Origin of the sequence: Cytobacillus sp. SAFR-174 (genome assembly GCF_051964675.1) — a bacterium.
In the GTDB taxonomy this organism is placed as follows: Bacteria; Bacillota; Bacilli; order Bacillales; family Cytobacillaceae; genus Cytobacillus.
This window is the reverse complement of sequence record NZ_JBQCMZ010000006.1, coordinates 180,400-193,609: the sequence shown is the minus strand read 5'-3', so window position 1 is coordinate 193,609 and position 13,210 is coordinate 180,400. Positions and strand designations below refer to the sequence as shown.

General features: G+C 41.6%; 15 protein-coding genes. 11 read left to right on the top strand and 4 right to left on the bottom strand.

Going from position 1 to position 13,210, the window contains the following annotated elements; translation table 11 throughout:
- Positions 1–9: 9 nt before the first annotated feature.
- From ACTHRG_RS08935 to ACTHRG_RS08915, 5 genes are all read left to right on the top strand, one after another.
- On the top strand, positions 10–1,032 hold the full coding sequence (locus tag ACTHRG_RS08935; RefSeq protein WP_076261169.1) for an ABC transporter permease: 1,023 nt from the start codon (positions 10–12) through the stop codon (positions 1,030–1,032).
- The gene (locus ACTHRG_RS08930) at positions 1,007–1,801 is read left to right on the top strand and encodes an ABC transporter ATP-binding protein (protein WP_076261171.1); all 795 of its coding nucleotides are present in this window, start codon (positions 1,007–1,009) and stop codon (positions 1,799–1,801) included. The genes ACTHRG_RS08935 and ACTHRG_RS08930 overlap by 26 nt, the downstream gene beginning before the upstream one ends.
- A 152-nt stretch (positions 1,802–1,953) precedes the next feature.
- The gene (locus ACTHRG_RS08925) at positions 1,954–2,682 is read left to right on the top strand and encodes an AzlC family ABC transporter permease (RefSeq protein ID WP_076261173.1); all 729 of its coding nucleotides are present in this window, start codon (positions 1,954–1,956) and stop codon (positions 2,680–2,682) included.
- Positions 2,675–2,980, top strand: a complete 306-nt coding sequence (locus ACTHRG_RS08920; RefSeq protein ID WP_076261176.1) for an AzlD domain-containing protein — start codon at positions 2,675–2,677, stop codon at positions 2,978–2,980. The genes ACTHRG_RS08925 and ACTHRG_RS08920 overlap by 8 nt, the downstream gene beginning before the upstream one ends.
- Positions 2,981–3,143: 163 nt before the next feature.
- The gene (locus tag ACTHRG_RS08915; protein WP_076261178.1) at positions 3,144–4,436 is read left to right on the top strand and encodes a M48 family metallopeptidase; all 1,293 of its coding nucleotides are present in this window, start codon (positions 3,144–3,146) and stop codon (positions 4,434–4,436) included.
- A gap of 44 nt (positions 4,437–4,480) precedes the next feature.
- Here ACTHRG_RS08915 and ACTHRG_RS08910 read toward each other — a convergent pair whose 3' ends face one another.
- Together ACTHRG_RS08910 and ACTHRG_RS08905 are read right to left on the bottom strand one after the other, a co-directional pair.
- A complete protein-coding gene (locus ACTHRG_RS08910; protein ID WP_076261179.1) occupies positions 4,481–5,125 on the bottom strand; it encodes a Type 1 glutamine amidotransferase-like domain-containing protein in 645 nt (214 codons plus the stop codon).
- 62 nt (positions 5,126–5,187) lie between these two features.
- A complete protein-coding gene (locus tag ACTHRG_RS08905; protein ID WP_076261182.1) occupies positions 5,188–5,424 on the bottom strand; it encodes an IDEAL domain-containing protein in 237 nt (78 codons plus the stop codon).
- A 198-nt stretch (positions 5,425–5,622) separates the two neighbouring features.
- On the opposite strand from ACTHRG_RS08905, the gene ACTHRG_RS08900 reads away from it, so the two are divergent.
- Positions 5,623–6,177 (top strand): competence protein ComK, encoded by a 555-nt coding sequence (locus ACTHRG_RS08900; RefSeq protein ID WP_076261184.1) that lies wholly within the window; start codon positions 5,623–5,625, stop codon positions 6,175–6,177.
- A gap of 104 nt (positions 6,178–6,281) precedes the next feature.
- Here the strand turns inward: ACTHRG_RS08900 and ACTHRG_RS08895 are convergent, their stop codons facing one another.
- Positions 6,282–6,671, bottom strand: coding sequence for a hypothetical protein (locus ACTHRG_RS08895; protein ID WP_076261187.1), 390 nt, complete (start codon positions 6,669–6,671; stop codon positions 6,282–6,284).
- Positions 6,672–6,901: 230 nt separating this feature from the next.
- On the opposite strand from ACTHRG_RS08895, the gene ACTHRG_RS08890 reads away from it, so the two are divergent.
- From ACTHRG_RS08890 to lepB, 4 genes are all read left to right on the top strand, one after another.
- The gene (locus tag ACTHRG_RS08890; RefSeq protein ID WP_076261190.1) at positions 6,902–8,887 is read left to right on the top strand and encodes a S9 family peptidase; all 1,986 of its coding nucleotides are present in this window, start codon (positions 6,902–6,904) and stop codon (positions 8,885–8,887) included.
- Between the two features lie 264 nt (positions 8,888–9,151).
- Positions 9,152–10,081, top strand: a complete 930-nt coding sequence (locus tag ACTHRG_RS08885) for an LCP family protein (RefSeq protein ID WP_175609148.1) — start codon at positions 9,152–9,154, stop codon at positions 10,079–10,081.
- Between the two features lie 514 nt (positions 10,082–10,595).
- Entirely contained in the window at positions 10,596–11,219 is a 624-nt protein-coding gene (locus tag ACTHRG_RS08880) for a TVP38/TMEM64 family protein (RefSeq protein WP_076261195.1), read from the top strand.
- Between the two features lie 27 nt (positions 11,220–11,246).
- A complete protein-coding gene (gene lepB, locus ACTHRG_RS08875) occupies positions 11,247–11,801 on the top strand; it encodes a signal peptidase I (RefSeq protein WP_076261283.1) in 555 nt (184 codons plus the stop codon).
- Between the two features lie 63 nt (positions 11,802–11,864).
- Here lepB and ACTHRG_RS08870 read toward each other — a convergent pair whose 3' ends face one another.
- Positions 11,865–12,191, bottom strand: coding sequence for a hypothetical protein (locus ACTHRG_RS08870; RefSeq protein WP_076261197.1), 327 nt, complete (start codon positions 12,189–12,191; stop codon positions 11,865–11,867).
- A gap of 246 nt (positions 12,192–12,437) precedes the next feature.
- On the opposite strand from ACTHRG_RS08870, the gene fabG reads away from it, so the two are divergent.
- Positions 12,438–13,178, top strand: coding sequence for a 3-oxoacyl-ACP reductase FabG (gene fabG, locus ACTHRG_RS08865; protein WP_076261200.1), 741 nt, complete (start codon positions 12,438–12,440; stop codon positions 13,176–13,178).
- Positions 13,179–13,210: the final 32 nt, after the last annotated feature.

The following is a 13,210-nucleotide window of genomic DNA, read 5'->3' as shown; positions in this document are numbered from 1 at the left end:
AAGATTACTATGCCAACTGCCATCTTTGGCTCCATTGAAGCAGGTGCTATTTATGCCTTAATGGCGCTGGGCGTTTACCTCTCATTCAGAATTTTGGATTTCCCCGATCTGACGGTGGATGGAAGCTTTGTAACGGGTGCATCTGTTGCTGCTGTCATGATAACAGGAGGGTACAATCCATTTTTGGCAACAATGGCAGCTATGCTTGCAGGCTTTGCCGCCGGATGTTTCACTGGGCTGCTTCATACAAAGGGCAAGATAAATGCCCTGCTGTCAGGTATTTTAATGATGATAGCATTATACTCTATAAATCTCAGGATTATGGGTAAGTCAAATGTTCCTCTGCTGTCTGAGGAAACGGCTATCACAAAGATTACAGCATTCTGGCAGGGACTTGGAATTGATCAGACTATCGGAAGCCTGCTCGGAGCGCTGGGAATGAATTTTGTTCCTAAGACCTGGGGGATTCTATTGCTTATGCTGGTTTTGGCATTTGCTGTTAAGGCACTGATTGATCTATTTTTAAAGACAGATATTGGTTTGGCTATACGGGCGACAGGAGACAATGAGACGATGATCCGCAGCTTTTCTGCTGATACAGACCTCCTGAAGATTGCCGGATTGGGTATTTCAAACGCACTGGTGGCATTTTCAGGAGCCTTGGTGGCACAGTATAACGGATTCAGTGATGTCGGAATGGGAATCGGGATGATAATCATCGGACTTGCATCCGTAATCATCGGGGAAGCAATCTTTGGTGCAAAAACGATTGTCCGGGCAACGCTGGCTGTCATCGGAGGAGCCATCTTATATCGTATTATAGTCACTCTTGCATTAAGGGTTGAATTCCTTGAAACAGGAGATATGAAGCTAATCACAGCAGTAATCGTGATTGGCGCGCTGATTCTGCCAAAGATTATTCAGCAGCAAAAAGAAAAGCAGAGAAAGCGGCGGAGATTAGCGGAAGCGAAAAAAACGAATGCTTACGGGAAAAGTGGTGAACATCTTGCTGCAATTAAATCAGATTCATAAAGTGTTTAATGAGGGAACTCCAGACGAAAAAACAGCACTTCAAAGAATTGATCTTCATTTAAAGCCAGGCGACTTCATGACGGTTATCGGCAGTAATGGAGCGGGAAAATCTACTCTCATGAATATGATCTCAGGCAAATTGATTCCTGATATAGGAGAAGTGCTGGTTGATGGCACTGATGTCACTCTTGTGAAGGAACATAAAAGATCCAGGCTGATTGGACGCGTTTTCCAGGATCCGATGGCCGGAACAGCACCTTCCATGACGATAGAGGAAAATCTGGCCATTGCTTATGCGAGAACTATGGCGCGCGGCCTTCGCAAAGGTGTTTCCAAGAAACGCCGCGACTTTTTCCAGGAAAAGCTGGAAATGCTGCATCTTGGATTGGAAAACAGGCTTTCAGCAAAAGTCGGACTGCTGTCAGGCGGGGAGAGGCAGGCATTATCCCTGTTGATGGCGACTTTTACAGAGCCTAAAATATTGCTTTTGGACGAACATACCGCTGCCTTGGACCCGGCTCGTGCTGAATTGATTACCAGCCTTACGAAAGAGATTGTGGAAACATATAAACTTACAACCTTAATGGTGACCCACAATATGCAGCAGGCGCTTGACCTGGGAAATAGGCTGATCATGATGGACAAAGGCCAGATCATTTTTGAAACAAATGAGGACGAGAAGAAAGACTTGACAGTAGAAAAACTGCTGGAGGAATTCCAGAAAATCCGTGGAGAGAAAATGAGCAGCGACAAGGCGATTCTTATTTAGATGTGTGGACCGGACAAGGTTTTTACCTTGTTCGGATTTTTTGTTCAAGCGGCATTATATCCAAAACAATCCGATAACAGTTTCTTCTAATTTTAAGTCTAGTATAGTATAATTTTTAGAACCTTTTATTATATTTTTAGGCGGTGAGCATCATGGCAGAACTTGCAGTCGGCAAGCCTTCCGGTGAAGTTAGAAAGGGGGTGCAGGCGGGAATCAGCATCGCGATAGGATATGCACCCATTGCTTTAACATTTGGACTGCTTGCCAAAACAACCGGTCTTACAATAGGTGAAACAGTTTTAATGAGTTTGCTCGTATTTGCCGGGGCAGCACAGTACATATCCCTGAGCCTGCTTACACTTGGGACAGGCATATTTGAAATTGTTTTAACAACTTTTATCGTGAATATCAGGCACTTTTTGATGTCTACCTCTCTTAATGAAAAGTGGGAAGATGAACAGGCTGCCAACAAGGTGATTTTGTCTTTTGGGATTACGGATGAAACCTTTTCAGTTGCAGCTGTGCGTGAAGAAAAGGTAACAAGCGGGTATATGCTTGGGCTCATATCGGTTTCCTATGCAAGCTGGGTCATTTGTTCGGGACTTGGGCATCTTATTGGGGCGAGCCTTCCGCAAACCTTGCAGGAAAGCATGTCTGTTGCTCTTTATGCCATGTTTGTCGGCCTTCTCGTTCCGTCTATGAAAAAGAGTGCAAAAGTTGTTTTTCTTGCCGCACTTGCAGCGTGTTTTAACACGATTTTCACTTTGACTAATACGCTATCGACAGGATGGGCAATTGTAACGGCAACGCTTTTATCGGCTGTAATAGTTGAATGGATTGAAAGTGTAAAAAACGGGAACAGGGGGCAGGAGCATGAGTAGCCATATTGTGTGGATGATTGTTGGGATGGCAGCAGTTACTTATATCCCAAGGCTGCTGCCTTTTGTGCTTTTTAAGGGGAAGGAGCTTCCCGTCTTTGTTCAGGGGATATTAAAGAATGTGCCTTATGCGACATTAGGGGCACTCATTTTTCCGGGTATTCTGTTTATTAATGAAGATATTTGGTTTGGTCTGCTCGGTGCAGCTGCTGCTTTTCTGGCAGCCTTTTTAGGCGCAAATGTAATTGTCGTTGTGCTGGGATCGATCGCTGTGTTATCTGTATATTCTTTTTTGTTTTAGAAAAGATAATGATGGATGTTCTTTAGCCGGTTCCTTCTTGAACCGGCTTTTTCAATAGAACTGATGGATTAGAAAGAAATGATTGTCCCATCAAATGAGTTCTATTTACAGATTTTTATACTAAACTAAATATAGAAAGGTTGTACCATAGGAGGGGAATTGAATGGCGCGGAAATTAGGTTTTTATGGGGCTCTGGCCTTTTTCGTATACGGTTTATTTTTTTATTGGTATCTATTCTATTTTGCTGACACCAGTCTGCCCTTTGAGTATGAAGGGTCACGGGCAGATCCGGCAACTTTCCTGAACGGCAGGGAATTGATGCTCAGTGAGGAATATTCTAAAATAAGAAACCTGCTGTTTTTTATTTCTACTCCTTTTGAATGGATATTTTATTTATTTATTCTCTTATTTGGCTTTTCAAATGCTTTTAAAAAGTGGGCGGAACAGACAGCGCCATATAAATTCCTGCAAACGGCAATCTATTTGATTTGGCTTTCTTTTTTCGCCTTTATTGCCACGATGCCATTAAGCTATATCAGCTTTTCGCTTTCAAAAACGTATAATATCTCCACTCAGAGCTTTAGTGGGTGGATGAAGGATGAACTCATTGATTTTTGGGTTAATTATGGAATGATGCTTCTTATCGTGTCTGTTCTTTACTGGCTGATTAATAAGAGCAGGAAAAGATGGTGGCTTTACGCATGGCTATTATCAGTTCCATTTACCTTATTTATGATGTTTCTCCAGCCGGTTGTCATTGACCCTCTGTATAATGATTTTTATCCTTTAAAAGATAAGGAACTTGAAACGAAAATTCTTGATTTGGCCAATCAGGCTAAAATACCGGCTGAACATGTCTTTGAGGTCGATATGGCCGAAAAAACGAATGCGCTGAATGCATATGTAACAGGGATCGGCTCAAATTCAAGAATTGTTCTTTGGGACACAACTCTGAATAAATTAACTGAAGATCAAATTCTGTTTATAATGGCACATGAAATGGCCCACTACGTGGAGAAGCATATTTACATCGGAATTGGAGGATACTTGCTGCTTTCTCTGCTGGGGCTGTATTTGACAGCTAAATTAATGGAAAAAGCAGTAGAAAAATGGGGAAGGGCCTTAAAAATCCCTGCAGTAAATGATATACGTTCCCTGCCGCTTTTTTTGATGATTCTTTCAATGCTGCTCTTTATTTCAAGCCCTCTATCCAATCTTGTTTCACGGTATCAGGAAACAAGGGCAGACCGCTATGCCATTGAAATGACAAAGGATTCAAAAGCCGCAATAGAAACATTTCAGGAGCTGACACGTGCCGGTTTAAGCCAGGTAAATCCGCCGCTTCTTGTGAAAGTATTCCGATATGGGCATCCAACGATGCTTGAGCGCATTTCTATGCTGGAAGAATTTGAAATGGAACAGAGGCAGAAAGAACGGAAGCAGGCAGAGGAATGATTTGCTCATTATAACTAAAAAAGCAGGCCAAACGGCTTGCTTTTTTAAATTTCATTTTTATAAATATGTATGTTTCCTTCATCGTCAGCCTGAATTTCATTGTGAAAATAGACGCCTGCATCATCGTCAATTCCATAACCGATCGCTGCATTGACTTTTCCTGCCGCTTCCTTGAGATTTTCCCGTTCATTCCACTTGGTAAAATGGACACTGATGGCGCAATTCCTGATTAACCCGAGCCCTTTCAAAAAGAGGTGCTGTCTTTTAAGGTTATCAATAGGGGGAATGATGCAATGTTCCGGAATGATCAGGGCGCCTGCCGAAAAGCCTGCTACAGGAATACCATTCATGTACATCTTTCTAATGCATTCTCCGGTTTCACTATCCACGATGAATTTTCTGTAATTTTCTGTGTCACCGCCTCCAATAATGATGCCGGAACAGGACATTAATTCTTGAAGATAAGATTCTGCTGGGCCAGAGGAAAGCGGGAGATAGCAGAAATTCCCGGCTCCATTAGGAACTAAGGCAGAAGTATACTTATTCATATACATCTCCCAGCCATCCCTTTCCAAAAAGAGTATAGCTATTTTGCCATCCGAGCCGCAGGCAAGCTCTGTAAACATTTTACCTAACCTTTGCCCGAATGGAGGGCTTCCGCCCATTAAAAATAAATGCCTGCTGTTCATTATTCCCCGCCTTCCTGACTAAAAATAAAATACCCCGCTGATTGGCGGGGGCAAGCTGCTTTTTAAGTGCCAAAACGCTTGGAAAGTTCTTTGTATTGCTTCGAAAAATGCATAAATGCCGGTTTATTTCCTTCATCAATCGCCGAGTCTACTTTTTTCATCAGCTTTTCTTTTTCATTATTCAGCAGTATCTCGGAAATAAGCATATCCAGGTAAAGATCCAATACAAAAGATTCCTTAAGGTTTTTTCGCTTAGATCCACTCGTTTTCATTAAGTCGGTGTATGATTTTTCCTTCATGGAAACCACCCCTGAGCTTTTTAATATTATATGGAATTGCTTCTGAATATTCAACTAATTTTTTAAATTTTTAGAAAATATTTTCAGAATGTCGAAAATGTGAACAATTTCAGAACTATTGAATAAATTAGTAATTTTTAGATAAATTGGTGTTAATATGGAAAAGTGAGCACGAAATAGAAAAGGAGATGAAAATGTATGACCCAAAATATTCAAATAATCGAAGAATATGAAATCAATCCCAATACGATGATTATTAAACCTCTCTCTTATGGGATAAAAGTTTATTCGCAAATCTGGGAGCTTGATGATGAAGTAACTTCTCCCTTTAAGCCGATTGAAATAATTAAAAGCAGCTGCAAATATTTTGGATCAAGCTATGAAGGAAGAAAAGAGGGTACACGCCAATTAACCGGCTTCACCCATAAAGCTCCGATAACGATTGACCCCACAAATTTCATTTATTTTTTCCCGACAGCTTCTCCAAGCAATCCGGAATGTATGTGGATTGCATTGGATCACATCAATTACTTCAAGCGAGCGGAGAACGCACAAACCCAAGTAGTTTTTAAGAACAAGCAAAGCTTTGTAATTCCAGTCTCTTATACGACTCTTAATAACCAGGTGCTCAGAACAGCACTGCTGAAAACGACATTGACAAAAAGGATAGAAGATTCAGAGAGAAAGTCTCTTTACTATGCGAATGGTTCCAAAATAATGAATGCTTCGGAGAGAAAAGGAGCCTACCAATAGAGAAGGGCTGGAATTGAAGGATAACCAAGAAGCATGCGGAGTTTCATGCTTCTATTTTCCGTAGTATATTGCCTTATTAGCTGCAGGCTTTCTTATTGCAAAAATTAATTGGCTTTCCGATTTTTCCCTGGTCCAGGCAAAGGTTTTTTTATAAGATAATAGGTCATTAGCTCCTGAACTTTATTGCGGATCCGGGGATTAAAATAATTATGATGCTCCTCATATCCTTTGTACAGGAACATAAACATAGTAAATGCCTCATCCCTCTTTATTTCCTGTACCTTTAGCTGGTTTTTATTCATATAGCGTTTTACCTCAGAGAGTTCACTTTGAATGACCTTCATTGTTTCTTCAACCAAATCAAGATAAGGCTGTTTTAGTTTAAACGGGCTTTTATTAATGACAATAGAGTCGCGATTTAAAACCGTCAGCACCATTGGCAGATAAATAGCCTGTTCCATGATATTACGGTCTTCCTCAGGAATTCTGGTCATATTGTTCTGCTCCCCTTAAATAATAGTATCCTGCCTTGTTAAAGAACGTATGTTCTTATCTAATTTTACAAAGGAATGTTTTATCTTGCAAGAGCCTATATTTGTCGAAATACTGTTATACTTCATCATTTCCAATAATGAAAAAAAGTTTCAGCCTGAAGCTAATTGGGAAGGGATTTTATTTCTGATGTCGAAATAAGTAGAACACACAGTTAGGAAGGATGAAATAAATGACGCAAAAAAGAACAATTAAACCAGAAGACCTTTATCATTTAAAATCTGCAGCTGATCCGCAGCTTTCCAGGAATGGATATGATTTGGCTTTTGTCGAGACCAGAATGCTTGAAGAAGAAAATACATATAGTTCAAATGTTTTTTACATAAATACTGCAAAAAGCAATAAGCCTGTTCAGTGGACTTATGGCAAACACCGCAATCATTCACCCCGCTGGTCTCCAGATGGGGAGTTAATTGCATTTGTATCAGACAGAGGCGGGAAGTCACAGATTTATGTAATGAGCAAAGCAGGCGGAGAAGCCAGACAGCTGACACATTGTGCAAATGGTGCTTCAAATCCTGTCTGGTCCCCTGATGGAAAGAAACTTGCCTTCAATCTTTCAATAAAACCGGGTGAAAACGCAGAAACACTAGAAAACCAGGAAAAAAAGGAAGAAAAGCCAATACCGATTGAAATTGAAAAAATGAAGCACAAATCTGACGCCCAGGGTTTTTGGAACGGAAGGTACAGCCAGGTCGCATTAATAGATATAGAAACTGGCGAGATGGAGCAGCTGACAACCGGAGAACATGATTTCCAATTGCAGGACTGGTCCCCAGATGGGGAATGGATTGCTGTTACGGCAGATTTGAGTGAAGATAAGGATTTTTCTTTTCTAAGCGATGTGTATATCATCCATCTTGGAACAAAAGACATGAAAAAGATTACAAATGGTAATGGTTATTTCGGAAGCGCTGCATGGTCCCCTGATGGAAAACACATAGGATTGTTCGGGCATGAAAGGGAATACGAAAATGCTACGCATACCAAAGTATGGGTGTATAACCTCGAATTTGAGAATCTGCAGTGCCTGACTGCAGAATCGGACATATTGGCTGGTGATTATGCCATCGGAGATTTCCAGCAGGGTGCAGTAACACCGGGAATTCTTTGGGCAGAGGACAGCAGAAGCTTTTACTTCCTGGCAACTGATCATGGCAATACAGTTGTTTACTATGGCTCTTTAGATGGGGAATTATATCCTGCCCTGCTGGATCAGCAGCATGTATATGGACTGACAACAGGTGGAACTATCAATAAAGCGGTTGTAGCCATCAGCAGGCCGTCTTCTCCCGGAGAGTTATATTTACTTGATGTTCCGACAGGGGAATTAAAACAGCTGACAAAAGTCAATGAAGAGTTCCTGAGCGGAGTGGAGCTGGCAGATGCCGAGCCCATTCAGTTTAAATCCTCAGATGAGTGGGACCTCCATGGCTGGATCATGAAACCAGTCCATTTGAAAGAGGGCCTAAAAGCACCGCTTGTGCTTGAGATCCATGGAGGCCCTCATGCTATGTATGCCAATTCTTATTTCCATGAATTTCAATGCCTCGCTGCAAAAGGCTATGCGGTTTTGTTTATCAATCCACGGGGAAGCCATGGATATGGCCAGCATTTTGTAGATGCTGTCAGAGGGGATTACGGAGGCAAGGATTATGAGGATATTATGGATGCAGTCGATTACGCGCTCGAAAACTTCGATTTCATCGATAAAGAACGGCTAGGCGTAACGGGAGGAAGCTATGGAGGCTTTATGACCAACTGGATTATTGGACACACCAGCCGGTTCAAGGCAGCTGTCACCCAGCGCTCCATTTCCAACTGGATCAGCTTTTATGGAGTAAGTGATATCGGCTACTATTTTACTGATTGGCAAATCAAGAGTGATATGAATGATATAGAAAAACTATGGAAACACTCTCCGCTTGCTTATGTGAATGATATAAATACACCACTCCTGATTCTGCACAGTGAAAAAGACTATCGCTGTCCAATTGAACAGGCAGAGCAATTATTCATTTCCTTAAAGCATCGGAAGAAAACAGCAAAATTTGTCCGGTTCCCTGAAGCCAATCATGAGCTTTCAAGAAGCGGAAAACCGAATTTGCGAATTAGCCGCCTGCACTATATAGCCGGCTGGTTTGATGAATATCTTTGAGATATAACCGCAGGCCATCTGGTTTGCGGTTTTTTTCATAGATCTGTAAAGGGACACAAAACTTGCCGATATATCAATGATGTCATTTTTTTATGCAAGAAACTATTTAAAATAAATTGCAAAGAATCCAATTCATCTGCAAAATATATGTATACAGGATATACCAGCATAGCTTTCGAAACTTTTTATTGAACTCTGCAGTCAAATATAGGTGAAGGTGTTCAAACCCTTCCATAATTCGCTTTAAAGAAAGGACTTATACTTATGAGATCAGATAGATATGAAAAGAAGAAAAAGAAAGGAAAGTGGAAATCTGTCCTCCTAATTCTGCTTCTCTTGATTGCAGGAACCCTTGGCTATTCGTATTTTCAATTTAAGCAAGGTGTTTCCCAGACAGAAGGAGAAGCAAATATACAGACAGAAGAGTTTGAATTCAATGGCGAAAAAGATAAATATGGCGGGACGAATATCCTGATTCTCGGAAGTGATGCAAGGGGAGAGGAGAAATCAAGGGCTGATACCATAATGGTTGCACAGTATCATCCTGAAAAGGGCACATATAAGCTGATTTCTTTTATGAGAGACATGTATGTGGACATACCGGGTCATGGGCAAAACAGAATAAATTCTGCTCTTGCTTATGGAGGTCCTGAGTTATTGAGGCAGACGCTCAAAGAGAACTTTGATTTAGATATTAAATATTACTCTATTGTTGACTTTGAGGGCTTTGTACATTTAATTGATGAAGCTTTTCCCAGAGGGGTAGAAATTGATGTGGAAAAAAGAATGTCTGCCAATATCGGTGTCACACTCGAACCGGGCCTGCAGCGGCTTGATGGAGAGCATCTCCTTGGGTACGTCAGGTTCAGGCAGGATGCAGTAGGGGATTTCGGAAGAGTAGAACGCCAGCAGAAGGTGATGAAAGAAGTAGCAAGCCAGTTTACAAGCCTTCAGACCATTACGAAGCTTCCAAAACTCATCGGGGTGGTAACTCCTTTTGTAAATACCAATATGAACACGGGAGATATTCTGTATATCGGAAAAGATTTCGTATCTAAGGATAACAGGAATGTTGAGACTCTTCGCGTTCCTGTTGATGGAACATTTGAAAACGAGAGAATTAATGGTGCTGCGGTTCTGGGCATAGATAAAGAGGCGAATAAAGCGGCAATCCATGAATTTCTTTCAAAATAAAAAGACAGAAACACTGTTTTTGCCTGATTAGGTGTACAATAAAAGGGGAAATGGTAAAACTAGGGGAAACTTATTTTTTATCGCATTCTAACGGGCAGTAAGACCCCCACTTCAAGACTCAGAGGAATCAAAGGAGGGTAAGTGGGGGTCAAACAGCCCAATCTAGCTGCGGCTCCTAGGGGCTCGAGGTCATAAGCCAATCAGCTGATGGGAAGAAAAGCACTTCCCACCATCTGCTCGTCTTATGCTTGTCACCCCTGGGCAAGTCGCCTCGCTTTATAATGTAAAGGCCCGATTGGTGAGATACAGTGAAACTTGCCGTCGCGCATGCAGAGGCTTAGTTGAACCAATCGGATTCGTAGTGCCGATTGATCGAAGCGCTAGCGGAGATCTTAGCGACACTAGAACGCGACTAACAATCAGTGGGGGAAAATGCCCCCCCCACTGATTGAAGTTTCACTTTATCAAAACGATTCGACTAAGGTATTGCTGCATATTGGACAAGGAGATACTAATGGATTTTGAACTGCTCAAAGATTGGTTTACATTAGAGAATATTATGGATTTAATCCGGGAGTATCGTTCATTTGGACCTCTCCCGGGTATTCTGCTTCCAATGCTAGAAGCATTTTTGCCCTTTCTGCCTCTGTTTTTGTTTGTTATGGCAAATGCGAGTGCATTTGGTCTCTGGCTGGGATTTTTATACTCCTGGGTCGGAGCGGTCGCAGGAGCGCTGATTGTTTTCCTGCTGGTCAGAAAATATGGCCAGAAACGAATACTCCGTTTTTTGAAAAAAAATAAGCAGGTACAGAAGCTTATGAAATGGGTTGAAAAGCATGGATTCGGGCCATTGTTCATCCTGCTTTGTTTTCCGTTTACTCCTTCAGCGGTTGTCAATATTGTAGCCGGGCTTTCAAATATCAGTATTGCTCAATATATGCTGGCAGTCCTGACGGGGAAAATAGTGATGATTTTTACAATAAGCTTTGTCGGATATGATATCAGATCATTAATAACACAGCCAATTCGGACTGCTATTGTGGCACTGGTCATTTTCATTCTTTGGTATGTCGGCAAAATTATTGAAATAAAGATGAATATGAGCGTAGAAAAAGATCGCGGGAATAAAAAGCATTGAATGCATAAGTACTAGGGGAGATGAATGGTGAAGGAAGGATTGAGAAAAGAAGGAGCGGAATGGCTGAAGGCTTTTGCAATAGGCATTATCATCTTTGCTTTTATACGGACTTTTTTCTTCTCCAATTACATTGTCGAAGGTGAATCCATGATGCCTACCCTTCAGGATGGAAATAAGCTGATTGTCAATAAAATCGGCTATCAGGTCAGCGATTTAGAACGCTTTGACGTAATTGTTTTCCATCATAATGATGAAGAGGATTTTGTAAAAAGAATAATTGGAATGCCGGGGGATGAAATTGCATACCGTAATGATGAATTATTTATTAATGGCAGGAAAGTGGATGAACCTTATTTGGATAAGTACCGAAAAGAAATCTCAGGAGGCAAACTGACAGGTGACTTTACACTGCTGGAGATGACGGGCACAGAAACTGTCCCGGAGGGTAAACTTTTTGTTATGGGAGATAATCGTCTCGGGAGCTGGGACAGCCGGCATTTTGGATTTATTTCAGCCGGCCAGGTTGTAGGGAAAGTAAACCTGCGCTATTGGCCGCTTGATGAAATGGATGCGTCATTCTAACAGATCTTATAGTAAAAGGGACTCGAATATTCGAGTCTCTTATTTTTGCAGAAAAGGTTAATCTTAGATAACATGCAAATTAGGATTTTCCCTATATTCAGGTTCGCAGTTTACACACACGTTTTCATCATAATCAGTCATATTCACATCTTCACGATTGTATTCAATTCCACATAGAGAACAGGCAACCATTTTTTCTTCCTCTATTTCTTCCGGGTGAATGGGAATAGCATCATTAATATTAATAGGCTCTACGGTAATTCCGCGTGAATTGGCCATTTCGGCATTTAAGTATTCCTTTGCGGATTCTTCACTTTCCCAAAATCCCAAGTCCCATAACAGCTCCTGGGCGTCTCCGTTTTGTGCCATCAATCCATAAACAACTTTCATGATAAATGCCCCTTTCCAATTTGCTGTCTATTGTTTTATATTTCTTAGCCTTTTTTGGCTGCGGTTAAACCGATTCAAAAAATTCCCAACAGTTTCCTTGAAAGACTGGGATCGTTGTTTAAGAATAATTGCATGGGATACAGGAGAATCTGCGGGCTTTGTCGAATAAAAGCTGGTGTACACGTTACCGGATTAGTTTTAGTTTTTGATGTCGGAATATTTGTATATATAGTGGAGGTGCAATTAATGAGGCTTAAGGATAAAGTCGCCATTATTACAGGTGCAGCCAATGGGATTGGTCTCGCTGCAGCAGAAAGGTTTGCAGGTGAAGGAGCCGCAGTAGCCATGGCAGATTATGACGCGGACATGGGAATAACCAGGGCTCAAGAGCTCAAGGAAAAAGGAATAAATGCACAGTTCTTTCAGGTTAATGTGGCTGACAGGCAAAGCATAGACAGTATGGCGGAAGCTGTAAAAGCGGCATTTGGGAAAATTGACATCCTTATCAATAATGCAGGAATAACCAGGGACGGGATGCTATCAAAGTTATCCCCGGATGATTTTCAGGCGGTTATGGATGTGAATCTGTCAGGTGTTTTCCATTGTACACAAGCAGTGCTTCCATTCATGCTGGAGCAGGGAAGGGGAAAAATTATCAATACATCTTCTGTTTCCGGAATTTATGGGAATGTCGGACAGACAAACTACGCTGCAGCCAAAGCGGGTGTGGTGGGAATGACCAAAACATGGGCAAAAGAACTCGGCCGAAAAGGAATTAACGTTAATGCCGTGGCCCCAGGATTTATCTCTACAGGCATGACAGCAAAAGTGCCGGAAAAGGTGATTGGCCAAATGCAGGGCATGGTTCCGCTGGGCAGACTTGGAAAACCGGAAGATATTGCGAATGCATATCTGTTTCTGGCTTCGGATGAATCTGATTATGTGAATGGCACGGTCCTGCATGTAGATGGCGGTATTATGATGTAATAACCTGACTCTGAGCGATTGCTCGTTAATCT

Excerpts from the sequence above, each read along its gene's own strand:
- ACTHRG_RS08895 (WP_076261187.1), bottom strand. The coding sequence starts at position 6,671 with ATGACCAGAATTCCTGAGGAAGACCGTAATATCATGGAACAGGCTATT.
- ACTHRG_RS08880 (WP_076261195.1), top strand. The coding sequence starts at position 10,596 with ATGGATTTTGAACTGCTCAAAGATTGGTTTACATTAGAGAATATTATG.
- ACTHRG_RS08890 (WP_076261190.1), top strand. The coding sequence starts at position 6,902 with ATGACGCAAAAAAGAACAATTAAACCAGAAGACCTTTATCATTTAAAA.
- fabG (WP_076261200.1), top strand. The coding sequence starts at position 12,438 with ATGAGGCTTAAGGATAAAGTCGCCATTATTACAGGTGCAGCCAATGGG.
- ACTHRG_RS08920 (WP_076261176.1), top strand. The coding sequence starts at position 2,675 with ATGAGTAGCCATATTGTGTGGATGATTGTTGGGATGGCAGCAGTTACT.
- ACTHRG_RS08900 (WP_076261184.1), top strand. The coding sequence starts at position 5,623 with ATGACCCAAAATATTCAAATAATCGAAGAATATGAAATCAATCCCAAT.
- ACTHRG_RS08935 (WP_076261169.1), top strand. The coding sequence starts at position 10 with ATGCCAACTGCCATCTTTGGCTCCATTGAAGCAGGTGCTATTTATGCC.
- ACTHRG_RS08910 (WP_076261179.1), bottom strand. The coding sequence starts at position 5,125 with ATGAACAGCAGGCATTTATTTTTAATGGGCGGAAGCCCTCCATTCGGG.
- ACTHRG_RS08905 (WP_076261182.1), bottom strand. The coding sequence starts at position 5,424 with ATGAAGGAAAAATCATACACCGACTTAATGAAAACGAGTGGATCTAAG.
- ACTHRG_RS08915 (WP_076261178.1), top strand. The coding sequence starts at position 3,144 with ATGGCGCGGAAATTAGGTTTTTATGGGGCTCTGGCCTTTTTCGTATAC.
- ACTHRG_RS08885 (WP_175609148.1), top strand. The coding sequence starts at position 9,152 with ATGAGATCAGATAGATATGAAAAGAAGAAAAAGAAAGGAAAGTGGAAA.
- ACTHRG_RS08870 (WP_076261197.1), bottom strand. The coding sequence starts at position 12,191 with ATGAAAGTTGTTTATGGATTGATGGCACAAAACGGAGACGCCCAGGAG.
- ACTHRG_RS08925 (WP_076261173.1), top strand. The coding sequence starts at position 1,954 with ATGGCAGAACTTGCAGTCGGCAAGCCTTCCGGTGAAGTTAGAAAGGGG.